The sequence below is a fragment of the Porphyromonas endodontalis genome (assembly GCF_052173515.1).
GTDB lineage: Bacteria > Bacteroidota > Bacteroidia > Bacteroidales > Porphyromonadaceae > Porphyromonas > Porphyromonas endodontalis_A.
The window spans coordinates 100,565-124,153 of the sequence record NZ_JBQMYL010000005.1 but is presented as its reverse complement, the minus strand read 5'-3'; the positions used below and the strand labels follow the sequence as shown (position 1 = coordinate 124,153).

The window sequence follows — 23,589 nt, the reverse complement described above, 5'->3', positions numbered from 1 at the left end:
CATACTAATAGAACACACCGACAAAAAAGAAACATTATGCGTAATACTCGAATTACAGCCTTAGGAATAGTTGTTTTCCTGTTCCTGCAATCCCTTTCTAGTTGTCTCCGTATCGGTAACCCTAGATACGATATTGACGAAGATTCTCTCTTCTTTAGTAGAATGCCTCCACGCACCGAGACGGGTGCCAATATCGTTGCTTTTGAATTGGATGGCAAGCCCTATGTCTTCCCTAAGCAGGGTATGCATCAAGAGCTTTTTCTTCCTTTCCCTTGGACATGCAAGATAGAGACGAATAAAAAGGAGGATTCAACCACGATAGCCCTTCATTGGATGGCTGATAGAAGAGATAAAAGATATAGCGCTACTAAGTCATATTTTTATATCAATCTTTCAGAGGAAAATCTGCGTCAAGAATGTTTCAAAACGAGAGGAAAACTAGGGATAGGAGTTTGGTACTCTGAAGGAGCTTTGCACTCTGAAGCCAATGGAATCACTTTTGAAGTAACGAGACACGATCGATTTAGGAGAATCATTTGTGGTCGATTCTCCGGAGTCCTGAAAACGAGGAAGGAAGAGGATCCTATCGAAACGAAAAGGATTGAGAATGGATTTTTCGATCTTTCCTATACTGCAGTCAAAGTACCTAATATCGTTGTGCAATCTGAATAGAAAATACTATCAGTTGCTATTTTGCTGCTCTCTGTAATCCAGGCAATTAATGCCCAAGATTTTGCGAAACTAAGACGCTTTCGTCTCTGTCTTCTCTTAAGAAGACAATTCCACTTTATGTAAATTGTGCGTCTCCCCTTGGTCTCTTTATGATGATCTAAGGGGAGATGTTATGATATAAGGTGTGGGAGCCTTGGGTGGTGTGGGGGCAGTGGTGCCGAGTTTGGCACTAAAACCCTATCTTTGTAAGACATTAGTAGAGTGTAATATAGTGAGTTATTGTTGTGGCAAAGAATGTAGTTGAGACCCCTCTGATGAAGCAATTCTTGCAGATAAAAGGAAAGCATCCGGATGCGATTCTGCTCTTTAGGGTTGGCGATTTCTACGAAACCTTTCTAGAGGATGCCGTAGAGGCCTCGCGCATCTTGGGGATTACACTTACACGCCGAGCCAATGGCTCTGCACAGCATGTAGAGCTGGCAGGTTTCCCCCATCACGCCTTAGAGACGTACTTGCCTCGTCTTGTGCGAGCCGGTAAGCGAGTGGCTATTTGCGACCAACTGGAGGACCCCAAGCAAACCAAAAAGCTGGTAAAGCGAGGGATTACAGAGTTGGTTACCCCCGGGGTTGCCGTTAGCGACAATGTTTTAGAGAACAAAGAAAACAACTACGTAGCTGCCGTCTCGTTTGCCAAAGAGCGTATGGGGGTGGCCTTTCTAGACCTCTCTACGGGCGAGTTTGCTACAACTGAGGGGAGCGCAGCCCTTGTCGATAAATTACTCGCAGGCTACCGACCCAAAGAGATCCTTGTGGAGCGGAGTACACGCCTTCTCTACGATAGTCAACTCACCTATCGCACCTATATATTCGAGGCAGACGATTGGCTCTTTATCCCGAGCAACAATCAAGAGAGACTTCTACGCCATTTTGCTGTGCGCAACTTCAAAGGTTTCGGACTTGAGGGTATGGAGTCCGCTCTCACTGCGGCAGGAGCCATTTTGCATTATCTAGACCTTACGCAGCACAACGAACTGGGGCACATTACCTCACTGCACCGCATAGATGAGGAGCAGTATGTGCGTATTGATGGCTTTACGGCACGTAGTTTGGAACTCCTCACCACGATGAATCCAGAGGGATGTAGCCTGAAAGATATTTTGGATCGCACCTATACGCCCATGGGGGCACGCCTTCTCCGTCAGTGGATTGCCTTCCCCCTTAAGAGTGTTGCAGCGATAGAGGAGCGGCAGTCGGTGGTACGAGCCTTGGTAGACGATGCCCAGGCGAGATTTGTACTTGAGGAGCATTTGAGGGAGATGGGCGACCTAGAGCGCACCGCTTCTAAAGTATCTATGAAGCGTATTTCGCCTCGCGAGATGGTGCACCTTGCCGATGCCCTCACCGCTTTGGACCCCATCAAAAAAGTGGCAGAAGAGAGCCCTTGTCCCTCCCTTCAGGCTCTGGGGAAAGAGTTGGCACTCTGTACCGAATTAAGAGACCGCATCCGATACGAATTAAAGCCGGATGCCCCTCCCCTCGTAAATAGGGGCGGAGTGATTGCTACGGGGTACAACGAAGAGTTGGACGAGCTGAGGAGCCTTGCCTTCTCCGGCAAAGACTACTTGCTCTCCCTGCAGCAGCGCGAGATTGAGCGCACGGGTATCACAAGTCTAAAGGTGGGGTTTAACAACGTCTTTGGCTACTACATAGAGGTGCGTAATACCCATAAGGATAGGGTGCCGCCCGAGTGGATTCGTAAGCAGACCCTTGTGAGTGCCGAGCGTTATATCACCGAAGAGCTCAAAGAATACGAAAGCAAAATCTTGGGGGCTGAGGAGCGGATTCTTGCTCTAGAGACGATGCTTTTTGCCGAGTTGGTGGACGATGCTCAACCCCAAGTTACGGCACTTCTCCGCAATAGTCATCTTCTTGCGATGCTTGATGTGCTTCGTTCTTTTGCAGAGGTAGGGGAGGCCTACAACTATTGCTGCCCGCAGGTGAACGATTCGCTCGCGATAGACATAAAAGAGGGGCGCCACCCCGTAATCGAGCGTCAGCTACCTCAGGGTGAACCCTACATTGCCAACGATGTGCATTTGGACAATAACGACTGCCAAATCATGATTGTTACGGGGCCCAATATGAGTGGTAAAAGTGCCCTCCTCAGGCAGACCGCCCTTATTACCCTAATGGCACAAATCGGGAGTTTTGTACCCGCACGAGAAGCCTCTATTGGCTTGGTCGATAGTATTTTTACCCGAGTTGGGGCGAGCGACAATATCTCCATGGGAGAGTCTACCTTTATGGTAGAGATGCAAGAAGCTGCAAGCATCCTCAATAACCTAACCCCTCGTAGTTTGGTGCTTTTTGACGAGCTGGGGCGTGGTACGAGCACTTTCGACGGCGTCTCCATAGCGTGGGCTATTGTGGAGTATCTACACAATCATCCGGCACACCACCCCAAAACCCTTTTTGCCACCCACTACCACGAGCTTAACGAACTGGCCAAAAAGCACACGCGTGTACGCAACTACAACGTTTCGGCTCGAGAGGTTGAGGGTACCATGATCTTCCTTCGCAAGTTGGAAGAGGGGGGCAATGAGCACAGTTTTGGTATCCAAGTGGCTAAGCTTGCGGGGATGCCTCGGCAGATTGTGGAGCGTGCCCAAGTGGTGCTGCAATGCCTAGAGAAGGAGCACGCCCAAGAGGAGTCTTGCACTTCGGCAGACGCTGAGAAAGCCATAGAGACTGCCGGACTTAAAGCGACGCACCTCTCATCCGCCCCCTCTCGTGAGGACTTAGTGCAACTCTCTTTCTTCCAATTAGAAGACCCGCTACTCGTGGAGATCCGAGACGATCTCCTCGGTATTGACCTCAATAATCTGACCCCTCTCGAAGCACTTAATCGCCTTCATGAGATCAAGCAGAGACTATCCAAAATCTAATGTCTGAGACCTGTTCGCCTAGAAAAATCCTTGCTTTACGTGCCGAGGGGGTACCTATCGTTGATGTGCGTTCTCCCGGGGAATTTTCTCGAGCTCATCTCTTGGGTGCCTATTCTCTCCCCCTTTTTTCTGACGAAGAGCGCGCTACCGTTGGCACCCTCTACGCTCAGGAGGGGCGAGATGCTGCCGTGGAGCTGGGGTTGGAGTACGTAGGAGGTAAAATGCGCTCTCTTGTGCAGGAGGCCAAGAAGCTCGCTGGCGAGAGTGGGCGAATTGGTGTCTATTGCGCCCGAGGAGGTATGCGGAGCGAGGCGGTTGCATGGCTCCTTTCTATTGCCGGGCTATCGGTGTATCGTGTGGAGGGGGGCTACCGCGCCTATCACCAGGAGATGATGCAGGAGCCTCTGCAATACGCTCTTATTATCTTGGGGGGAGCTACAGGATGTGGCAAAACGGAGGTGCTGAGCGAGCTTGCCGGCCTAGGTCAGCAAGTGGTAGACCTTGAGGGTTTGGCACGGCACCGCGGTTCCGTCTTTGGCGGTCATCCGGATCAGCCGCAACCTTCGGGCGAGGAGTTCCTAAATCTCCTAGGCGAAGCCTTTTTGCCCCTAGACCCCAAGAGACCCGTGTGGGTGGAGGGGGAGAGCGAAATGATAGGGCATTGTGCCCTCACGCCCGGCTTTTGGCAGAGGATGCAATCTGCCCCCTTTGTTGAGTACGCTACCCCAAGAGAGGCTCGTGTGGAGCGCATCGTTGCCGAGTATGGAGTGCTGGGTAAGGAGGCTTTGTTGCACGCTTTTGGGGTGATTCGCAAGCGTCTGGGGGCAGAGCGTTTTACCCAAGCTCGAGAGGCTGTAGAGGCAGGAGATCTCCACACGGCGGCTAGTCTCGCCCTTGTCTACTACGACAAGGCGTATGCCAAATGTGGCCAAACGGGTTCGTGGAAACACCCTGTTTGGCGTTATTTCCCAACAGAAGACAACCCTAAAATAGCAGCACAGGCTATTATTGCCCGGCTCGAATACCTGCAATAACACCTTCTATTATGGTTTTACGAAATATCTTTTTTCTACTTCTTGCGGCGCTTCCCTTAGGGCAGTTAGTTGCTCAAGGGGTTGCCCCCAATCCCCTTGCTTTGGCGCGTGTCGATAGCTTGATTCGTGCGAGCGAAGAGTCCGGGGTTGCCCGTTATTCCTTCGCGGTACAGGATGTGAGTCAGGATACACTTTGGGCTGCTTATCGCCCCGAGGAGATGTGTACCCCAGCCTCCATTACCAAACTGTTTACTGCGGCTACGGCACTTGAGTCGCTTGGAGCGGACTACTCTTTTTGCACCGAATTGTACATGGAGGGAGAGCTGAAGAAGGGAGTGCTCTACGGCAATCTATTGGTGGTGGGGAGCGGAGATCCCTCTATCGATTCTAAGTTCTTCGAGCAAGACAAAGAGCGCTGGCAGCAGAGTGTACTCCAGACCGTACAGGCAAAAGGCATCCGCAGAATAGAGGGGAATATTGTGATAGATGCCTCTCGCTTCGAGCGCATGGGCATTCACCCCCGTTGGGCTCTCGATGATCGTGGGGACTACTACGCCGCAGGGGTATATGGCTTCAATTTGTACGACAATTGGCTCGATCTCTATTTCGCAACCGGGGGCGTAAAAGATAGTATCCGCCTTGTAGGCACCTACCCCAAAGGGGTTCAACTCACGCTCGACAACCGCCTAAAAGTAAACTGCAAAACGCAGGGTTGGGAGGGAGATGGTACTAACCTTGTAGAGCATCGCACGCTATTGGGCACGCTCCCTTGCAACAGAGAGAGTGTGCGTGTGGCTATAGATCTTCCGCATCCACCTCTGCATGCAGCTCGCTTGTTGCGTGCTACGCTTGAGGGGCAGGGGGTTGAAATCTTGAGGCAAGAGGAGGCGCGTTTTGAGTCTTCCTCTCATCCTCGTACTCTGATAGGGCGTTACTACTCCCCCTCTTTGAGGGATCTTTGCCGAGAAATGAATTACCGAAGCCTCAATCATTATGCCGAAGCCCTATTCAAAGCCCTTGTAAAAGAGAATGGGGCAACAAGCAACGCGGCATGGCTTCGTGAGCAAGAGATCTTGAGCAACTGGGGGGTGACTCTCTCTCCAAAGGCGCATCTCTACGATGGTTCGGGGCTCACTCGTGCCAATCGACTATCTGCCCAAGATATGGTAGCTTTGCTCGTGGGCGTCTCTACCAAGGCACGTGGGAATACGCTTGATGCTTTTACGCAATCGCTCCCTAGGGTGGGTCGGGAAGGAACGGTCAAAAGTTTTATGCCGGGAACTTCTCTTAAACTCTACTGCAAAAGCGGATCTATGAGAGGGGTGCAGACCTATGCCGGGTATCTTTACTACCAAAGACGGGTCTATGCCATAGCCCTCTTAGCCAATGGTTGTGCCAATAGAGCGAAAGTGCGCGGGGTGATGCAGCAGTATATCGAGGGGCTCTTCCCTCCCAATTTCTAAGTATAAATCCCTAACCTTTTCGCTTCTTGTGGACTATATTCAGATTATCGAACTTGTAGCAGCTGTCCTCGGGGTGCTCTATCTTGTACTTGAGGTAAAGGCAAGTATGTGGCTCTGGCGCGTGGGGGTACTGCTCCCCTTGTTCTATATTTATATCTCATGGCAGAGTAAGGTGTACGGCAATATTATTGTCAATCTTTACTACCTCATTACCTCCATTTGGGGCTGGTGGCTCTGGGCAAGGCAGGGAAAAACTACGGAAGACGAAGGGGCAATTAGGAGTTTTGTACGGCAGCAGCGAAAAAATCGGGTGCTTACTCTCGCCGCACTTCTTGGGGGAGTCGTGGCTTTGTCTTGTGCTCTGCTGCCTCTTTTTGCCTACCTGACGGATAGCCCCTATCCCCTATTGGATAGCATCGCCACCTGCTGTGGCTTTGTGGGGATGTGGCTATTGGCGAAGAAGTTCCTAGAGAATTGGTATTGTTGGATTGTCTCCAATGCGCTCTATTGTACGCTCTACTTCTTGCAGGGCTTCTACATCACGGCCGCTTTTTTTGTCGTCTATACGGTTCTGGCCGTAGTGGGGCTTATTCGCTGGAGTAAGCAAGCTGTACTCTAACTTTGCAGTATGAAGCATTATGGCCTTTCCCTCAATATCTTGCTGGCTCTCTTGGCTATTGCTGTAGCTACGCTGCCTGTGGTGCTATCACAGCAACTGCACCGCAAGATGGTGGCGGACGAGCGAGCCAAGATGGAGTTATGGGCGGAGGCAACGGAGGGACTTGCCAGTGATAGCGAAGAAAATGCCCTCAATCTGATGCTCCATATCATACAAAGCAATGAGACCATACCTATACTTCTCGTGACCGATAGGGATTCAATTGTCTCTTTTAATAACATAACCATTCCGGAGGGGCGCGATACTTCGGTGTTCCTGAGTCGTTATTTGGCTCAAGTGCGAGGAGGCTATCCGCCCATTGCCATAGACTTAGGTGCGGAGGGGTACCAATATCTCTACTATTCGGATAGCTCTACGCTGGAGAGTTTGACGCTCTTCCCTTGGCTGCAGGGCGTTGTTTTCATCCTCTTTGTCGGCATCGTGATTATAGCCGCCATATGGGCAAAGCGCAATGCACAAAACCGCCTTTGGGTAGGTCTCTCAAAGGAGACGGCACACCAGTTGGGTACGCCTATCTCGTCTCTCCTAGCATGGCTCGAATTGTTGCGGGCTGAGGGCATTGCAGAAGAGTCGATTGTAGAGATGGATAAGGATGTGGAGCGCTTGCAGACCATTGCGCACCGATTCCAAAAAATAGGGTCGGAACCCCATTTCGAGCAATGCGACCTTGCCGAAGAGGTGGCTACCTCTGCTCGCTATATTTCCACGCGCATTAGCCGTGGGGTCACCCTCTTTTACGACTTCCCCTCGGAGCCGCTGCCGGTTATGCTTATCCCTGCTCTGTGGAGCTGGGTTATTGAGAACCTCGTGAAGAATGCCGTCGATGCCATGCAGGGTAAGGGAGAAATCACCATTGCCATAGAGCGTAGGGGCCATGTCGCCCTTATTGATATAACCGATACGGGTCGCGGTATCGCTCCTCGCCATCGCAGGCGCATCTTCAATCCCGGATTCACAACCAAGAGTCGCGGATGGGGCTTGGGCTTGTCGCTGGCTCGCCGCATTGTCGAGACCTATCACCATGGGCGTATTACGCTCTTGCGCAGTGAGGTCGGTATTGGCACCACATTTCGTATAAAAATCCCTCTTAATGACTAGTAAAATCTCGCTCAATGCCATGCGTTTCTATGCCTACCATGGCGTACTCCCTCAGGAGAAAAAGGTGGGCAATTGGTTCTCTGTAGATTTGGAGCTATCGGTCGATCTCTCTCGTGCTGCGCTCTCCGATCAACTCCAAGATACGCTTAACTATGCCGAGGTGTATGCGGCTGTGGAGGAGGAGATGGCTATCCCTTCGGAGCTGCTGGAGCACGCCGCAGGGCGTATCTTACGGCGTATTCGTGGGCAGTTCCCCCAAGTGGAGGGGATTATGGTACGGCTGACGAAAGAGTATCCCCCCTTCAAAGGCCAGGTGGGAGGGGCTAGCGTTACCCTCTCCGAAGGCGTGTAGATTTTCACCGGAAAGTGAACACTGCTCTTTATTTATGCCAAAGAAATCAATAAAGAGATTATTTGGATAGGGAAGAATCTATCTGCATCATTGGAGATTTTGATAAATCAGACACAAGCAAAAGACATTAAAGCTGTCATTGACTCTCTATAATTCTACAGATAGTAGGAGGTAAATGATTGGTATTAGTGGCATTTCAATCACATATGGAGAGTAATCACAGTTGGTAAAACATAAGAGATATGGAAGAATTAGTAGACTCTCGAAAGTCTGTTTTTGAGCAGATTAGACATATTGATGAGAATGGCATAGAATATTGGTCAGCACGAGAAATGGCAAAAGTGCTTGAGTATTCTGAATACCGACATTTCCTACCGGTAATAGAAAAAGCAAAAGAGGCATGTGCTAATAGTAATAACAATCCTTTCGATCATTTCGAGGATATCCTCGAAATGATCGAGATTGGGAAAGGAGGAAGACGAGAAGTAGAGTCTGTAAAACTATCCCGTTATGCCTGTTACTTGATTGTTCAGAACGCAGACCCAAGCAAAGAGGTAGTGGCGAATGGACAAACTTATTTCGCCGTTCAGACTCGGATTGCAGAGATAAAGCAGATGGACGAATACAATCGTCTGACAAGCGAAGAAGAAAAACGTCTCTTTTTGCGCAATGAACTAGCTCGCCACAATAGCCAGCTGGCTGATGCTGCCAAGAATGCCGGTGTTGTTGAGTCTCGTGATTATGCCATCTTCCAGAATCATGGCTACAAAGGTCTTTACGGTGGATTAGACGCAAAAGCGATTCATGCCCGAAAAGGTTTGAAGAAAAGCCAAAAGATACTCGATCACATGGGAAGTACGGAGTTGGCAGCCAATCTGTTTCGTGCAACACAAACTGAAGAAAAACTACGTCGCGAAAACATAAAGGGAAAAATAAAGGCAAATCAGACACACTATGAGGTCGGGAAAAAGGTTCGGCAAACCATTAAAGAACTTGGCGGTACAATGCCTGAAGATTTACCCGTGGCTGATAGTATAAAGAGTTTGGAAAACAAGGAGAAAAAGAAGTTGAAAGGGAATGGAGATAAGTAGCAAAAAAGGAGGTATATGACCATAGACTTTTGTGCCATCAGCGAGATTTGAAGAAAAGATGACGAAATTAGAATTGATAATGATGCTTCTTCCTGTTGTATTCATGGTTCATGAGTACGAGGAGATTGTTATGTTCAAGAGTTGGCTTGGCAATAATAGAAACGAATTGAAAAGACGTTTCCCGAGATTCGAACGAGTTCTTGCACGCAGGGGACATTTTGATTATTCTACATCCACATTCGCCATTGGTACGGCTCACGAATTTGTTCTGATTTCTATTATTTCTCTCAGTGCCGTATGGTTGAGGGCTTTTCAATGGTGGTTTGCTGCATTTGCAGGGTATTCCATCCATCTTATAGTACATCTTGTACAATGGGCGATATACCGAAAATATATACCTGTTATCATTACCACAATCTTGACATTGCCATATTGTGTCTATGCCTTTGTCGAATTTGCAAAGGCATCTATTCTATCCCCTTTGCAGATGTTATTATGGCTAGTTGTTGGGATTATCCTAACAATGCTTAGCTTACTCTCCGCTTTTTTCTTGATGAGCAAGTTTCAACAATGGCAGAATAAAAGATAGAGAGTATTGTCAATTATGAAGTAACAGAAAGAATACCCCGTCTACCAATCTATAGAAGTTCACAACTCTCCGATTTCGGAGTATATCTGAAGGCGATTGTCTCCTGGACATCGTATTCTTCGGAAGGGTATACTTGTTTCCATACTAACGACTATTATTTCTCTAGTTTCATCGAGGGAGGAAATGCCGTCTAAATAGCTCTTAAGGGACGACTACCTATAATCTGTACTCCTTCCGACGTTTCCTTTGGGCAGAAAACAATTGCTATCTTTGTGGCATATAATCGTAAGAGAAGAAAGCAATGCAGAAACCCCGAAGAGTACTACTAAAGTTGAGCGGAGAGTCGCTCGCCGCCGGTTCCGGTCATGGTATAGATGATGCAAGACTGGCGGCTTATGCCCAAGAAATCGCCCAAGAGGCAGCCCGCGGTTGCCAAATAGGTATCGTGATAGGCGGAGGCAATATCTTTAGAGGAATGAGTGGTGCAGCACGTGGATTCGATCGAACCACGGGCGACCAAATGGGGATGCTTGCCACCGTAATCAATGCACTCGCTCTAGGCTCTGCCCTCAAGGCTATTGGCTGCAAGGCCATCGTATACACGGCTATTCGCATGGAGCCGGTGGCTCGCCTCTACAGTTCGCATGAGGCAATAGAAAAGCTAGAAGAGGGATATGTGGCTCTCTTTGCCGGTGGTACGGGCAATCCTTTCTTCACAACGGATACTGCTTCTGCCCTACGTGCGGTGGAAATCAAGGCGGACTACCTACTCAAAGGCACGCGTGTGGATGGTATCTATACTGCCGATCCCGAACGAGACCCAACAGCGACACGATTCGATAAAATTACCTTTGACGAAGTCTATACGCGCAATCTTAAGGTAATGGATCTTACCGCTATGACCCTCTGCAAAGAGAACAATCTCCCGATTATGGTGTTTGATATGGATACCCCCGGCAACCTATCCAAACTTCTCGGTGGAGACCCGATAGGTACCCTTGTACATAACTAACAAATACACATTCCCCCATCAATAGACAATATGAGTGACGTAAAGCAATACCAACAGCAGGCAGAAACAGGGATGCAAAATGCCATTGAGTATCTCGACGAAAAGCTCGCACACATACGTGCCGGCAAAGCCAATCCCAAGATACTCGACGACATTATGGTGTCTTACTATGGCACGATGACTCCCCTCAATCAGGTCGGTACCGTGACCGTGCCCGATGCACGTACTATCGTTATTACTCCTTGGGAGAAGAAGATTATCAAGGATATTGAGAAGGCCATTATCGACTCTCCCCTTGGGATTATGCCCGAGAATAACGGCGATCTTATCCGCATTGGCATTCCCCCTCTTACCGAAGAGCGTCGTAAGGTGCTTGTAAAGCAGGTAAAGGGCGAGGTAGAAGAGGCAAAAATAAGCGTGCGTAATGCGCGCCGCGACGCTATAGATGCCGTTAAGAAGAGCGTAAAGGCAGACGGCACTCCCGAAGATGTTGCCAAGGATGCCGAGGCAGCTATTCAGAAGCTACACGATAAGTACATATCTCGTTGCGACGAACTCTTCGCTGCCAAGGAGAAGGAAATCCTTACCGTTTGATTTAGATTTAGAGATGCAACGGCGGAGCAAGGAGGCTTTGGCTCTTCTTTGTGGGAGAGAGCTTTAGCTCCCCGAGGCTTCTTCTCTAACATCTAACAACTAAAATGACAGGGCTCGTACTGCGTTGCGTTGGCAATCTGTGTCGGGTACTACTCGATGGTGACGGAGGGGAGTGTGACGCTCTCGTTAAGGGCAACTTGCGGCTCAAGGGAATCCGCTCTACCAACCCCGTGGTGGTGGGAGATAGGGTGGAGTTGCAGCCTACTCGAGAGGATTTGGAGCACCCCTACTACATTACCGCTATCTGCCCTAGGCGTAACTACATCATCCGCAAGGCTTCTAACCTCTCTAAGGAGTCGCATATACTTGCGGCCAATATAGATGTGGCTTTGCTCGTGGTTACGATGATACAACCCGAGACAAGCTTTACTTTTGTCGATCGTTTTTTGGCAACAGCGGAGGCGTATGACATCCCCGTTGTTTTGCTTTTTAATAAGATAGACCTCTACGGAGAGGAGGAGAATAAGCGGCTAGCCGAGTGGCAATCGATTTATGCTCCCTTGGGTTATCCCACACTCTCCATCTCGGCGACCGAAGGGATAGGTCTGGAGGAGGTCTGGCAATACATCGCAGGGCGTATTGTGCTCCTCAGTGGGCACTCCGGAGTAGGCAAGAGTAGTCTTATCAACGCCCTGCTCCCAGGTTCTTCTCTGCGTACCCACAGCATCAGTTTGGCACATGGTACGGGTATGCATACGACTACTTATAGTGCTATGATTCCCCTTGCTGCCGAGCGTGGCGGTGGGTATCTTATCGACTCTCCCGGTATCAAAGGTTTTGGTACGTTGGAGATGAATGAGCACAACGCGCATCACTACTTTCGGGAGTTTTTTGCCCTGAGTGAGGGGTGCCGATTTAGCAATTGTACCCATATCAATGAGCCTGGGTGTGCCGTCTTGGCAGCCCTAGAGCGAGGAGAGATTGCCCCATCGCGTTACGTGAGTTACTTGGGCATTTTGGGTGATGAAGAGGGCGGTAAGTATCGCCCCGAGCAGTGATCTTTTTTCTTTCTCCTCCCCTTTCTCTCCCTTGCTCTCTGCTGAAAGGGGAGAGGAGTATGACAACGTAATATGAAAAAGAAGTCAACAAAATCTACAACAATAACAGGGCGGCGTAAAGCTACGGCGCGCAAGTCGGGTACTAAGCGGCTTGCACGGAATAAGCGTCTCTCGGGTCATAAGATTGTGGATAGCATCATAGATTATTTTACTCGCCACCCTCGCGAGGTGGTAAATTACAAGGCCGTAGCCGCAAGTCTGGGCTTTACCACCATGTCTGAGAAGCAGTTTGTGGTGCGTACGCTGGAGTCTCTCGTAGAGCAGGGTATGCTCACACAAGTGGAGATTGGGCGTTACCGCTACCAAGTGGGCGGAGAGATGCTGGAGGGCGTCTTCGAGTCTCGCCGTAATTATTGCGTGGTTGTGCCCGACGATGAGAGCGCGGAGGTTATCGTTTCTGATAGAAATAATCCGGAGCATGCCCTACCGGGAGACCGAGTGCGTGTAGCTCTTTTCCCACTCAAGGCGCGTCGTACTCGCACGGGGCAAGTAGTGGAGGTCTTGCAGCGCCGCCGCTCTACCTATGTGGGGCGCGTTGTGATTACGAAAGGTTTTGCCTATCTGCATACCGAGGATCGTGCCCTTGATAGCCGCATCCTGCTCCCCCGAGAGGCTTTGGCAGGGGCTAAAAACAACGATAAGGCCATTGTCCGAATTGCGCATTGGGGGCCACGAGAGCCCGAGCCTACGGGCGAAGTGGTAGAGGTCTTGGGGGCAGCCGGAGACAACAACACTGAGATGCACGCTATCTTGGCGGAGTACGATCTCCCCTATTCTTACCCCGAAGAGGCTGAGGAGGCTGCGCGTCAGATCCCCTCAGGTATCCCCAGTGAGGAGATGGCAAAGAGAGAAGATTTTAGAGAAGTCTTCACGCTTACCATAGACCCTGCCGATGCCAAAGACTTTGACGATGCCCTTTCGTGGCGTAAGTTGGAGGGTGGTCTTGTGGAGGTCGGTGTGCATATTGCGGATGTGAGTTACTACGTAACCCCGGGGAGCGTGATTGACAAGGAGGCCTATGATAGAGCTACGAGTATCTATCTTGTAGACCGTACGATCCCCATGTTGCCGGAGCGGCTTTGTAATGATTTGTGCAGTCTGCGACCCAACGAGGTGCGCCTGGCCTTCTCGTGTGTATTCGTACTTAACGAAGCGGCTGAGGTGCAATCGTATCACATTGGACGTACCATTATAGAGAGCAACCGGCGCTATGCCTACGAAGAGGCGCAGCAAGTAATTGATACGAAGGAGGGCGACAATGCCGAGGTTATCCTCTCGCTACATAGTCTCGCTCAGCTCCTTCGGAAGCGTCGCTTTGCCCAAGGGGCAATCAACTTCTCGAGTCAGGAGGTACAGTTTGTACTTGATGCCGAAGGGCGCCCCGTAGACGTTGCGGCTCGCCCTCATGGCACAGCAAACGAACTCATTGAGGAGTTTATGCTCCTTGCCAATAGGACGGTCGCTACCGAGTTTGGCAAAAAGCAGCGCAATAGTAATGGGGACGCCAAGACCTTTATATACCGTATCCACGACCTCCCCGATGGGGATAAACTGAATCAGATGGGGGCGTTTATTCGTCGCTTTGGCTACCATTTCAAAAACGCTACTGAGGCTAGCGCCATTAGCAAGAACCTCAATGCCGTGATTGAGGCTTCGCTAGATAAGCCTGAGGCAACACTCATCCAAACCATGGCTGTACGCACGATGGCTCGAGCTGAGTACAGTACAGAAAATATCGGTCACTACGGGCTGGCTTTTGAGTATTACACCCATTTTACTTCGCCTATCCGCCGTTATCCCGACCTTTTGGTGCATCGTCTTGTTGCGCGCTATATGGCAGGCGAGGGCAGTGTGCCGCAAGCGGAGTACGAGGTTTACGCCCAACATTGTAGCGATCAGGAGCAAGTGGCCGCCAAAGCCGAGCGAGACTCCGTACGTTACAAGCAGGTAGAGTATATGAGTACACGCCTAGGCAAAGTATTTGATGGGGTTATCTCCAATGTGGCGGAGTGGGGGTTCTATGTGGAACTAACCCATTCGCATTGTGAGGGGTTGGTGCCGATGCGACTTCTTAATGACGACTTCTACGACTACGACGAGAAGAATTTTGCCCTTGTGGGTCGGCGGTATAGACGTAAGTTTACCCTTGGAGATACGGTGCGCGTGCGTGCCATCCATAGCGACTTTGAGCGTCGGCAAATCGATTTTGAATTGGTAGATTAGCCCCCTTTCACTCTGTATGATTACCCTATTAGGGATGCTACCCGAGGAGCTTACCGGCCTTGCTCTCTCCATCGGGATGCCCAAGTTCGCAGGTCGGCAGCTGGCAGATTGGATTTACAACAAACGCGTCACTTCCTTTGACGAAATGACCAATATCTCCCTTCGCCACCGGGCTCTGCTGCAAGAGAAAGCAACGATAGGGCGAAAGGCACCCGTAGCACGAGCCGACTCCAAAGACGGTACGCGCAAGTTCCTCTTTGCCGTGGGTGATGGGGCGCAGTACGTCGAGAGTGTTTACATCCCCGAGGGGGATCGCGCTACGCTATGCGTCTCCTCCCAAATCGGATGCAAGATGGATTGCCTCTTTTGCATGACCGGGAAGCAGGGATTCAAGGGTAATCTCACCCCTTCCGAGATTGTAAATCAAATCCTCTCCATACCCGATAGCGACAAGCTTACCAATATCGTCTATATGGGAATGGGGGAGCCGCTCGACAATGTGGAGGCTGTACTCAAGAGCATAGCTTGCCTTACGCACCCCTCGGGGTTGGCCATGAGCCCCAAGAGAATCACGCTATCGTCTATCGGATTGGAACCGGGGCTTTCTAAGTTCTTGGAGCAATGCTCTTGTCACCTTGCGATTAGTTTGCATAATGCACTCCCCGAGGAGCGACTCTCGATGATGCCCATAGAGCGAGCCATGCCCATAGAGAAAACGATAGAGACGCTCAAGCGGTATAACTTCTCGGGTCAGCGTAGACTTACTTTTGAGTACATCGTTTTCGGCGGGCTTAACGACGATATCGCCCATGCCAAAGCACTCCTGCGGCTTATCCGTCCTCTCGAGTGTCATATCAATCTGATCCGTTATCATCGTATCCCTAATGTGGCTTTGCCCTCCTCCCAAGAGGAGCGAATGCAACGCTTTGCGGACTACCTCAACGGGGCGGGAGTACCTACAACGATACGAGCTTCGCGAGGGGAAGACATCGCCGCCGCCTGCGGTATGCTCTCTGCGCAGCACCAGACATCTAAAGGGGATTGCCCTATCTCTGTATAAAAAATACTTATCTTTGTACGAGTTGACTGATACAAGAAATATGCAAGAAACTGGTTACGTGTATATCCTTACCAACCCGAGTTTCCGAGAGGATTGGGTGAAGATAGGCAAGAGCTCTCGTCCTGTCAATATCCGTTCTAAGGAACTGGATAATACAGCCGTTCCTCTCCCTTTTGAGATATATGCAACGATCCAATCTGTAAAGTACCATGAGATTGAGCATTTGGTACACAAAATGATTGATAGATTAACCCACTTGCGGATACGGCAGAATAGAGAGTTTTTTAATGTTCCCCCTCATGTTGCTCTAGATATCTTCCGTGATATTGCCAATACAATAGATGATGCAGAGATTGTGGAGTACAACAATAATAAACCCATACTTTCAGTTGAGGGTGGGCTTATTTTGCCTTCTCAGAAACCCGTTTTCAAAGGAGGGGCGAAGCTGCTCCCTGGCAGTACAGAACCGCGAAGCACGCGAGAGCGTTTTCGCTTTAGCCTTATTGGAATAGAAGTGGGAGCTCTTGTGCGTTTTGATCCAACAGGGCTTATAGTACGTGTTGCCAGTGACAATCAAGTAGAGCATCAGGGTAAAGTTTATAAGCTTTCCCCCTTCGTACGAGAGTTCTTACCCTCCGATCTGCAAAACACGTCTGGTGCTTATCAGGGATCTAAGTACTTCTCTTATCATGGGCGTATTTTAGAGGATTTGCGAAAGGAAAAAGAGGCAAAAGAATCTCAATCAGCCGAGACCTGAGGAATGATCTAGCGTGAAAAGACTTCTCTTTTACACTAGAATTGATTAGTTTTGTTCTCACGAATTTGGCAAATGGTATCATGCACAAGGCTTTACAGCAACTAGCCCTCTCAGTGGCTTTCATCGTTTTATGTCCCATGATGATGAGGGCGCAGACTGATGTTGTACGCTACTCCGCTACCGAATATCAAGACCGAGGCGTCGTCTACTACTTGCCTAAGAGCCAGTTGGATATAGCTCTAAGGGTTGTAAAAACAACCGTAACTCCGGGAGAATTTTCGGACTATGCCCCACTTCTTCTCGGGCAGAAAGTGGCTACCGAATTGACCATATCGTATGAGATTGAGTCGGCGGAAGTTCGTTCGTTGGGAGTCCCCGACGAAAACTATAGTTACCTGGTGGAGTTTAAGGTAGCACAGCCCTATAGCTATGTCGCTCTAACCAAAAATGGAATACTATCGGGTATCAACGGCTATTCTACGCCCCTACAAGAGGAGGTTGCATCTCCGCCGTTTGCCCCTAGGCAAGAGGGCGTAGATCCCTTGCTCCCTCGGGAGTTTGCCTTGGCTACTTCGCGTGCTAAAAAGGCTCAAATTGCCGCCAATCATCTTTTTTCTCTTCGAGAAGATCTCATGAGTCTGCTCTCGGGTAAGGCAGAGTATGCGCCCCGAGAGGGAGAGGCGTATACCTTGGCTGTTTCTCGCCTTGAGGGGCAAATTGCAGCGGTGGAGCGTCTTTTTGTGGGGACAACGGCGCGAGAACCCCTTACGCAACACTACAAAGTGGAGCCGGAGGAGGAGATAAACCGCCGCACCATCGCTCGCTTTTCTCCCGTCGTGGGTCTCTTGCCTGCAACGAGCCGAGAGGGAGAAGCGATTACCTTAGACCTGAAGGCAACGCGCCGCGCCCCTTTGCTCTCCCCCGAGGAGCTGGCAAAGCAGGAGCGGAAGTTGCATGGTATCATATATAACTTGCCGGGGAGCGCCACGGTTCGCCTCCAGAAGGGCTCTCGCCTCTTTGCCGAGGTGGAGGTGCCCATTACTCAGTTTGGCACACGAGTTTCGCTCGCCAATCAAATCCCGAAGAGCAAAGACAACACTTTTTCCATCCTCTTTGATACGGATACGGGGGCCTTGCTTGGTATAAATCCTGTAGCAACACCTATGCCATAGGACGCTTGTAAATTCAAAATCATTAATCATATTAATTCCTAGTAACCAGTATGTTCAAAAATCATCCGAAAGGACTTGTAGCGGCAGCCCTAAGTAACATGGGGGAACGCTTTGGCTACTACATTATGAACGCAGTGCTACTGCTATTCCTCTGTTCCAAGTTTGGATTGGACGACACCACGAGTGGTGTGATCTACTCCGTCTTCTACGCATTGATTTACATCCTCAGCCTTGTTGGGGGTATTGTTGCCGATAGAAGTCAGAATTATAAGGCAACGATCATTTCGGGTCTCGCCATTATGACGTTGGGGTACGTCTTGATTTCTATCCCCATCATGTCTACTTCCGACAACATCAGCTGGCTGCTTCCCTTCACTTGCTTTGCGCTGTTGCTCATCGCTTTTGGTAACGGGCTTTTCAAGGGTAACCTGCAAGCCATTGTGGGTCAGATGTACGACGACTTGGAAACCGAGGCTGCCAAAGAGGGCGAAGAAGCTCTCCGTCTTGCTAAGGGTAAGCGCGACTCCGGGTTCCAAATCTTCTACGTTTTCATCAACATCGGTGGTCTCATTGCTCCCTTCGTTGCCCCTCTCTTGAGAAGCTGGTGGCTCGGGGTTCACAACTTGACCTACAACGCAAGTCTGCCCGAATTGTGCCATAAGTTTATCAATAACGGAGGCAACTTGGTGGGACAAGACTTGGACAATATCACCAAGTTGGTATCCGAAGTTGGTGGCTCAGAAGTGACTCTTGAATTCTGCCAAAGATACCTAGACATCTTCAACGCCGGGGTGCACTACTCGTTTATTGCTTCCGTTGTTGCCATGCTTATCTCTATGGTGATTTTTGTTGTAACGAAGAAGCAATTGCCTAACCCTGCTAAGAAAGAAGCGCACAAGGCAGTAGACTATACGCCCGAAGAAAAGGCTGCTATGGCGTCTGAGATTAAGCGTCGTTTGTATGCTCTCTTTGCTGTATTGGGTGTTGCCATCTTCTTCTGGTTCTCTTTCCACCAAAACGGACAGTCACTCTCTGTTTTTGCTCGCGACTTTATCGTAACCTCCTCTATTCCCCCCGAAATTTGGCAGGCTGTGAATCCCTTCTTCGTGATTGTGCTCACCCCCATCATCATGGCCATCTTTGGGGCATTGGCACGTAGAGGAAGAAGTATCTCTACGCCTCGTAAGATTGCTATCGGTATGGCTATTGCTGCCATTGCCTATGTGTTCTTGGCAATCTTGTCAATGATCAATGGATTCCCCTCGGGCGACGAATTCCGCGCTATGGACCAAACGGCACAAAATGCCATGAAGTCCGGAGCATGGGTGCTCATCGTTACCTATTTCTTCCTTACGGTGGCAGAGCTCTTTATCTCACCTCTAGGGTTGTCGTTTGTATCTAAGGTGGCTCCCAAGCACTTGCAGGGTTTGTGCCAAGGCTTGTGGCTCGGTGCAACTGCCATCGGTAACTTGCTAATTTGGATTGGCCCGTTGATGTACAACAAGATCCCTCTCTGGCAGTGCTGGACAGTATTTGCAATTGTCTGCATTATCTCCATGGGAATCATGTTGGCTATGGTCAAGTGGCTTGAGCGTGTAGCTCGCTAATCCCCATCCCATTTCTCTTAATTGAGAATGGCCCCTGCCCTCCATCTGTGAGAGGCAGGGGCTACTTGTTTCAGGGGGTGCGGCTCCCTGCCAACGTAGAGCCCCTGCATTTCTCCTTCGTCTGCAGCCTAATTTCTCTTGAGATATAGGCTGTTTTTTATTCCGATTCTGCCTGAGAAATCGGGAGATTTCACCCTGTAACGACGGACATTTCTGGGCGGATTCTGACTTTTTATTGGCGGAAAATACACTCCATCCGCACCATTGTTGCAGCACTTTTGCTACTTTTGGGTGCCTTTATAGGCGAAGATTTTTTGGAAAGCAGGCGGAGAGTTCCCTCCAAGAGTGGTGATGGAGCTTTCTTTTCTGAGAGAGAAGAGTTATACAAATGAAAGTAGGATTATTTATCCCTTGCTACGTCAATGCAGTCTATCCTCAGGTAGGTATTGCTACCTATAGGCTGTTAGAGTCCTTGGGCTTAGACGTGCATTACCCCCTAAACCAAACCTGTTGTGGGCAACCTATGGCGAATGCAGGCTACGAGCCTAAAGCCCGTCACTTGGCAGAGCGATTCGAGGAGCTTTTTGCCTCTCACGATGTAATCGTTGGGCCATCAGCCAGCTGCGTTGCCTTTGTAAAGGAGAATTACCCCCACATACTCCACGAGGGAGACCATCGGTGTCAGGCTCCGGGGAAGATTCGTGATGTGATAGAGTTTTTGCATGACGACCTTAAAGTGACCTCGCTGCCCTCACGTTTCCCACACTGTGTAAGTCTGCATAATAGTTGCCATGGCGTGCGAGAGTTGGGGCTTTCTACCCCGAGTGAGCGCAATGTTCCCTATCAAAATAAAATACGCAACCTACTAGAGCTGGTACAAGGCATTGCCATTGTAGAGCCTAAGCGCATAGATGAGTGTTGTGGCTTCGGGGGTATGTTTGCCGTAGAAGAGCCAGCCGTTTCTGCCTGTATGGGGCGAGACAAAGTGCGGGATCACATGCAGACAGGTGCCGAGTACATCACCGGTTCGGATAGTTCGTGCCTAATGCACATGCAGGGAGTAATAGATAGGGAGCAACTATCCATCCAAACCATTCATGCCATTGAGATATTAGCAGCAAACCTATGAGTACATCACATGCAAAGGCTGCGGCTACGTTTCTAGAGAATCGTCCGCGTGTAGCTTGGCACGACCAAGCCCTATGGTTCGTACGAGAGAAGCGGGATAAGATGAGCCATGCAGTGCCCGAGTGGGAAGAATTACGCCAAATGGCGCACGACCTAAAACGATACAATATAACGCACCTTGCCGAACTACTGCAGCAGTTTGAGGCGAATGCACAGAAGAATGGAGTAGTGGTACACTGGGCAGCTGATGCGGAGGAGCATAACCGCATTGTGCACGAGTTGCTACAGAGCCACAAGGTGCATCGCCTAGTCAAAAGTAAGTCAATGCTCTGTGAGGAGTGTGGGCTTAATGAGTACCTTCTAGAGCGAGGGATTGACGTGGTAGAGTCTGATCTGGGGGAGCGTATTTTGCAGTTAATGCACGCTAAACCTAGCCATATTGTACTCCCGGCTATCCACATTAAGCGTGAGGAGGTAGGCGAGCTATTCGAGCGAGAAATGGGCACGGAAAAGGGTAATTCAGACCCTACCTACTTGACCCATGCTGCCCGTAAAAATCTCCGTAACTACTTTCTACATGCCGACGCAGCAATGACGGGCGGCAACTTTGCCGTGGCTTCTACGGGAGAGGTGGTCGTCTGCACCAATGAGGGGAATGCCGATATGGGTATGGCTTGTCAGAAGCTCAATATCTGTTCGTTTGGTATAGAAAAGGTCGTTGCCAACCTATCAGCCCTAGGGGTTTTCACACGATTGCTGGCACGTTCTGCCACGGGACAACCCACTACTACCTACACATCCTCTTTCCGTACACCCCAGAAGGGGGGCGAGCTGCACTTTATTATCGTGGATAATGGGCGCACTGAGATGCTTGCCAATCGAGAGCACGAGAAGATGCTTCACTGTATTCGTTGCGGTGCTTGCATGAATACGTGCCCTGTGTATCGCCGCTCAGGAGGCTACTCTTACAGCTACTTTATCCCAGGGCCTCTGGGTATAAATCTAGGCATGCTGCGTGACCCCAAACGCTATAGTGGCAATGTGTCTGCCTGTTCGCTCTGCCTCTCGTGCAGTAATGTTTGCCCCGTGAAGATAGACTTAGGGGAGCAAATCTACCGATGGCGGCAGCAGATGGATGCCCTAGGAGTAGCCAATCCCGAAAAGAAATGGATGTCAAAAGGGATGAAGTTTCTTATGGATGCACCCTCGCTTTTCAACACAGCACTCCGTATGGCTCCCATTGTAAACAAGATGCCTCGTCCCCTAATTTACAATAGGCTTAACGCTTGGGGAGAGGCTCGTGACCTGCCTAAATTTGCCCGAGAGTCTTTCAATGATTGGTGGAAGCGTACGCACAAAACTAAATAGCATACCCTATGGACAGTAAAAGCAAGATACTAGATAATATACGCCGCAATAGCCCACAGGCGGCACCCTACCCCGATATAGAGCATTTTGTAGCCGTTACATACCCCGATAAGGTAGAGCAATTTATCCAGATGGTAGCGGCTGTTGGCGGACGGGCAGAAGTGCTGGCTCCCGATGCTGATATAGCGGCTACCATACAAGCACTTTACCCTGAGGCAACACGCTTCATAAGTAATTTAGAGCTGCCGGGGCTGCCTGTAACGCACCCCAAAGAGGTGGCTACTGCCGAGGCTATGAACGGTACCGATGTCACCATTCTAGCCTCTCCCTTGGGCGTTTGTGAGAACGCGTGTCTTTGGGTAGAGCAGACTGAGGAGTGGCGTGCTCAGTTCTTTATCTCGGAGAATTTGGTCTTTATCGTAGAGCGCACAGCCCTTGTCAATAATATGCACGAGGCTTATAAAAAGGTAGAGGAGATGGCACCTAGTACTCCCTATTCAGGCTTTATTAGTGGTCCTAGTAAGACAGCCGATATAGAGCAAGCCCTTGTAATGGGGGCGCATGGAGCCAGAGGCGTTGTGGTTTTGATTCGCTAAGGACGCTCCTTTTTATCCTATAGAAAAAGGGTGTACAGCCAATAGTGTCCTAAACGTTTTTGGCGGGCGAAAGGTGTGAGATAGCTGTCAAGCGGGTCAATCGCCCCTTGACATTTGCGGTAAAAACGGGGGTATCCCCCCTATGCTATTTCGGGCTCGTCCGGAGGCGGTGAGAACGGCTTATTTATCCACTGAAAGAGGTCGATTTTGGTGAACGTGTTGAGTCTCAAAGATGCTGTTAAGTTGGAGAGACACCAGGGGTGTTTTGCTATTCGCTTGAGATATTGAAGTAGGAGAATCGTAATCAGAGCCGTCCAAATCTGAATCTCGACAGCGTTTTGAGAGGTTCCTAGAAAACTTTTGATATGTAGGTTTTGCTTGAGGTTTCTAAAGAAGATTTCAATCTTCCAACGTGAGCGATATAGTGCTGCAATAGTGCCGGCGGCATGCTTAAAGTCATTGGTATACAAATCAATCGTGTAACCAATAGTGTTATTTTTGCCATTGAAAAGGGTGGTTTGTGACAGCTTTCACTAGCTGTGCTTTGTTTCAATTACAAACCTATCCTTTTCTCTTTACCCTGCAAAACGTTTAGGACACTATTGGGGTATGCCATCATTGAAAAGTTACCTAATGACAAGAATGCCAAGGCGTTGGCTCGGGTCGTTAATCGGAGTTTGGCTTACTTCAAGAGGATGGGATTGTTGCATTCCATAACCACAGACAACGGATCGGAATTTATGGCTTTTAGATCCATTGAGAGGGCGCTCCGTGTTCCCGTCTTTTTTGCCAAACCTTATTGTTCAACAGACAAGCCCCATGTTGAATTGCTCAACAAACTCATTCGACAATACATACCCAAAGGAACTTCGTTCAAAGATATTGATGACAAACAAATACGAAATATCAGGAGACTCCTAAACAACAGACCTAAGAAAAGTTTGGACTTTAAATCTCCGAATGAAGTCCTTGCACTACTTTTTTCATACCGTTGCACTTGATACTGGAATCTGCAAGCCCTGATTACCTCC

Annotated in this window: 20 protein-coding genes and 3 pseudogenes; 22 read left to right on the top strand and 1 reads right to left on the bottom strand. The window is 49.6% G+C overall.

All coding sequences use genetic code 11. The features are described from left to right. Positions 1-36 precede the first annotated feature (36 nt). The 21 genes and pseudogenes from ACTTHR_RS03935 (at position 37) to ACTTHR_RS03835 (ending at position 22,558) form a co-directional block, all read left to right on the top strand. Entirely contained in the window at positions 37-672 is a 636-nt protein-coding gene (locus ACTTHR_RS03935; protein WP_442605263.1) for a hypothetical protein, read from the top strand. A 284-nt stretch (positions 673-956) separates the two neighbouring features. Then, positions 957-3,617, top strand: a complete 2,661-nt coding sequence (mutS, locus tag ACTTHR_RS03930; RefSeq protein ID WP_442605262.1) for a DNA mismatch repair protein MutS — start codon at positions 957-959, stop codon at positions 3,615-3,617. Beyond that, the gene (mnmH, locus tag ACTTHR_RS03925; RefSeq protein ID WP_442605261.1) at positions 3,617-4,651 is read left to right on the top strand and encodes a tRNA 2-selenouridine(34) synthase MnmH; all 1,035 of its coding nucleotides are present in this window, start codon (positions 3,617-3,619) and stop codon (positions 4,649-4,651) included. Before mutS ends, mnmH begins: the two co-directional genes overlap by 1 nt. An 11-nt stretch (positions 4,652-4,662) precedes the next feature. After that, positions 4,663-6,114 (top strand): D-alanyl-D-alanine carboxypeptidase/D-alanyl-D-alanine endopeptidase, encoded by a 1,452-nt coding sequence (dacB, locus tag ACTTHR_RS03920; RefSeq protein WP_442605260.1) that lies wholly within the window; start codon positions 4,663-4,665, stop codon positions 6,112-6,114. 28 nt (positions 6,115-6,142) lie between these two features. Beyond that, complete coding sequence (gene pnuC / locus ACTTHR_RS03915; protein ID WP_442605259.1) at positions 6,143-6,733, top strand: nicotinamide riboside transporter PnuC; 591 nt, start codon at positions 6,143-6,145, stop codon at positions 6,731-6,733. Between the two features lie 9 nt (positions 6,734-6,742). Then, complete coding sequence (locus ACTTHR_RS03910) at positions 6,743-7,891, top strand: sensor histidine kinase (RefSeq protein ID WP_442605258.1); 1,149 nt, start codon at positions 6,743-6,745, stop codon at positions 7,889-7,891. Then, positions 7,884-8,243: a dihydroneopterin aldolase gene (folB, locus tag ACTTHR_RS03905; protein ID WP_004333131.1), complete on the top strand. Its 360-nt coding sequence runs from the start codon at positions 7,884-7,886 to the stop codon at positions 8,241-8,243. The genes ACTTHR_RS03910 and folB overlap by 8 nt, the downstream gene beginning before the upstream one ends. Before the next feature lie 242 nt (positions 8,244-8,485). Next, a complete protein-coding gene (gene dinD / locus ACTTHR_RS03900) occupies positions 8,486-9,334 on the top strand; it encodes a DNA damage-inducible protein D (protein WP_442605257.1) in 849 nt (282 codons plus the stop codon). Between the two features lie 58 nt (positions 9,335-9,392). Continuing rightward, a complete protein-coding gene (locus ACTTHR_RS03895; RefSeq protein ID WP_442605256.1) occupies positions 9,393-9,923 on the top strand; it encodes an HXXEE domain-containing protein in 531 nt (176 codons plus the stop codon). Between the two features lie 32 nt (positions 9,924-9,955). Continuing rightward, positions 9,956-10,105, top strand: a pseudogene (locus ACTTHR_RS03890) (AraC family transcriptional regulator); the annotation flags it as partial. Positions 10,106-10,224: 119 nt separating this feature from the next. Continuing rightward, the gene (gene pyrH, locus ACTTHR_RS03885; protein ID WP_004332995.1) at positions 10,225-10,935 is read left to right on the top strand and encodes a UMP kinase; all 711 of its coding nucleotides are present in this window, start codon (positions 10,225-10,227) and stop codon (positions 10,933-10,935) included. 30 nt (positions 10,936-10,965) lie between these two features. Next, complete coding sequence (frr, locus tag ACTTHR_RS03880) at positions 10,966-11,529, top strand: ribosome recycling factor (RefSeq protein WP_004333005.1); 564 nt, start codon at positions 10,966-10,968, stop codon at positions 11,527-11,529. A 104-nt stretch (positions 11,530-11,633) separates the two neighbouring features. Further along, entirely contained in the window at positions 11,634-12,587 is a 954-nt protein-coding gene (gene rsgA / locus ACTTHR_RS03875) for a ribosome small subunit-dependent GTPase A (protein ID WP_442605255.1), read from the top strand. 72 nt (positions 12,588-12,659) lie between these two features. After that, entirely contained in the window at positions 12,660-14,870 is a 2,211-nt protein-coding gene (rnr, locus tag ACTTHR_RS03870; RefSeq protein WP_442605254.1) for a ribonuclease R, read from the top strand. A gap of 16 nt (positions 14,871-14,886) precedes the next feature. Continuing rightward, positions 14,887-15,930, top strand: coding sequence for a 23S rRNA (adenine(2503)-C(2))-methyltransferase RlmN (gene rlmN / locus ACTTHR_RS03865; protein WP_442605253.1), 1,044 nt, complete (start codon positions 14,887-14,889; stop codon positions 15,928-15,930). Between the two features lie 40 nt (positions 15,931-15,970). Further along, positions 15,971-16,687: a GIY-YIG nuclease family protein gene (locus ACTTHR_RS03860; protein WP_314824740.1), complete on the top strand. Its 717-nt coding sequence runs from the start codon at positions 15,971-15,973 to the stop codon at positions 16,685-16,687. A 41-nt stretch (positions 16,688-16,728) separates the two neighbouring features. Beyond that, the gene (locus tag ACTTHR_RS03855) at positions 16,729-17,859 is read left to right on the top strand and encodes a DUF4831 family protein (RefSeq protein ID WP_442605252.1); all 1,131 of its coding nucleotides are present in this window, start codon (positions 16,729-16,731) and stop codon (positions 17,857-17,859) included. A gap of 50 nt (positions 17,860-17,909) precedes the next feature. Then, positions 17,910-19,466, top strand: coding sequence for a peptide MFS transporter (locus tag ACTTHR_RS03850; RefSeq protein ID WP_377462835.1), 1,557 nt, complete (start codon positions 17,910-17,912; stop codon positions 19,464-19,466). A gap of 388 nt (positions 19,467-19,854) precedes the next feature. Beyond that, the gene (locus ACTTHR_RS03845; protein WP_297948977.1) at positions 19,855-20,595 is read left to right on the top strand and encodes a (Fe-S)-binding protein; all 741 of its coding nucleotides are present in this window, start codon (positions 19,855-19,857) and stop codon (positions 20,593-20,595) included. Further along, positions 20,592-21,962 carry a lactate utilization protein B gene (locus ACTTHR_RS03840; protein WP_442605251.1) on the top strand — a complete coding sequence of 457 codons (1,371 nt, stop codon included), beginning with the start codon at positions 20,592-20,594 and terminating at the stop codon, positions 21,960-21,962. Before ACTTHR_RS03845 ends, ACTTHR_RS03840 begins: the two co-directional genes overlap by 4 nt. Before the next feature lie 8 nt (positions 21,963-21,970). Further along, a complete protein-coding gene (locus ACTTHR_RS03835; RefSeq protein ID WP_276773520.1) occupies positions 21,971-22,558 on the top strand; it encodes a LutC/YkgG family protein in 588 nt (195 codons plus the stop codon). 140 nt (positions 22,559-22,698) lie between these two features. Here the strand turns inward: ACTTHR_RS03835 and ACTTHR_RS03830 are convergent. Beyond that, positions 22,699-23,004, bottom strand: a pseudogene (locus tag ACTTHR_RS03830) (transposase); the annotation flags it as partial. 159 nt (positions 23,005-23,163) lie between these two features. Here ACTTHR_RS03830 and ACTTHR_RS03825 point away from each other — a divergent pair. After that, a pseudogene (locus ACTTHR_RS03825) lies at positions 23,164-23,559 on the top strand (IS30 family transposase); the annotation flags it as partial. Positions 23,560-23,589: the final 30 nt, after the last annotated feature.

What these genes read in the sequence shown, in the direction of transcription:
- ACTTHR_RS03845 (WP_297948977.1), top strand. Translation starts at nt 19,855, where the DNA reads ATGAAAGTAGGATTATTTATCCCTTGCTACGTCAATGCAGTCTATCCT.
- frr (WP_004333005.1), top strand. Translation starts at nt 10,966, where the DNA reads ATGAGTGACGTAAAGCAATACCAACAGCAGGCAGAAACAGGGATGCAA.
- mnmH (WP_442605261.1), top strand. Translation starts at nt 3,617, where the DNA reads ATGTCTGAGACCTGTTCGCCTAGAAAAATCCTTGCTTTACGTGCCGAG.
- dinD (WP_442605257.1), top strand. Translation starts at nt 8,486, where the DNA reads ATGGAAGAATTAGTAGACTCTCGAAAGTCTGTTTTTGAGCAGATTAGA.
- rsgA (WP_442605255.1), top strand. Translation starts at nt 11,634, where the DNA reads ATGACAGGGCTCGTACTGCGTTGCGTTGGCAATCTGTGTCGGGTACTA.
- ACTTHR_RS03895 (WP_442605256.1), top strand. Translation starts at nt 9,393, where the DNA reads ATGACGAAATTAGAATTGATAATGATGCTTCTTCCTGTTGTATTCATG.
- folB (WP_004333131.1), top strand. Translation starts at nt 7,884, where the DNA reads ATGACTAGTAAAATCTCGCTCAATGCCATGCGTTTCTATGCCTACCAT.
- rnr (WP_442605254.1), top strand. Translation starts at nt 12,660, where the DNA reads ATGAAAAAGAAGTCAACAAAATCTACAACAATAACAGGGCGGCGTAAA.
- ACTTHR_RS03860 (WP_314824740.1), top strand. Translation starts at nt 15,971, where the DNA reads ATGCAAGAAACTGGTTACGTGTATATCCTTACCAACCCGAGTTTCCGA.
- ACTTHR_RS03935 (WP_442605263.1), top strand. Translation starts at nt 37, where the DNA reads ATGCGTAATACTCGAATTACAGCCTTAGGAATAGTTGTTTTCCTGTTC.
- ACTTHR_RS03850 (WP_377462835.1), top strand. Translation starts at nt 17,910, where the DNA reads ATGTTCAAAAATCATCCGAAAGGACTTGTAGCGGCAGCCCTAAGTAAC.
- ACTTHR_RS03835 (WP_276773520.1), top strand. Translation starts at nt 21,971, where the DNA reads ATGGACAGTAAAAGCAAGATACTAGATAATATACGCCGCAATAGCCCA.
- dacB (WP_442605260.1), top strand. Translation starts at nt 4,663, where the DNA reads ATGGTTTTACGAAATATCTTTTTTCTACTTCTTGCGGCGCTTCCCTTA.
- ACTTHR_RS03840 (WP_442605251.1), top strand. Translation starts at nt 20,592, where the DNA reads ATGAGTACATCACATGCAAAGGCTGCGGCTACGTTTCTAGAGAATCGT.
- ACTTHR_RS03910 (WP_442605258.1), top strand. Translation starts at nt 6,743, where the DNA reads ATGAAGCATTATGGCCTTTCCCTCAATATCTTGCTGGCTCTCTTGGCT.
- rlmN (WP_442605253.1), top strand. Translation starts at nt 14,887, where the DNA reads ATGATTACCCTATTAGGGATGCTACCCGAGGAGCTTACCGGCCTTGCT.
- pyrH (WP_004332995.1), top strand. Translation starts at nt 10,225, where the DNA reads ATGCAGAAACCCCGAAGAGTACTACTAAAGTTGAGCGGAGAGTCGCTC.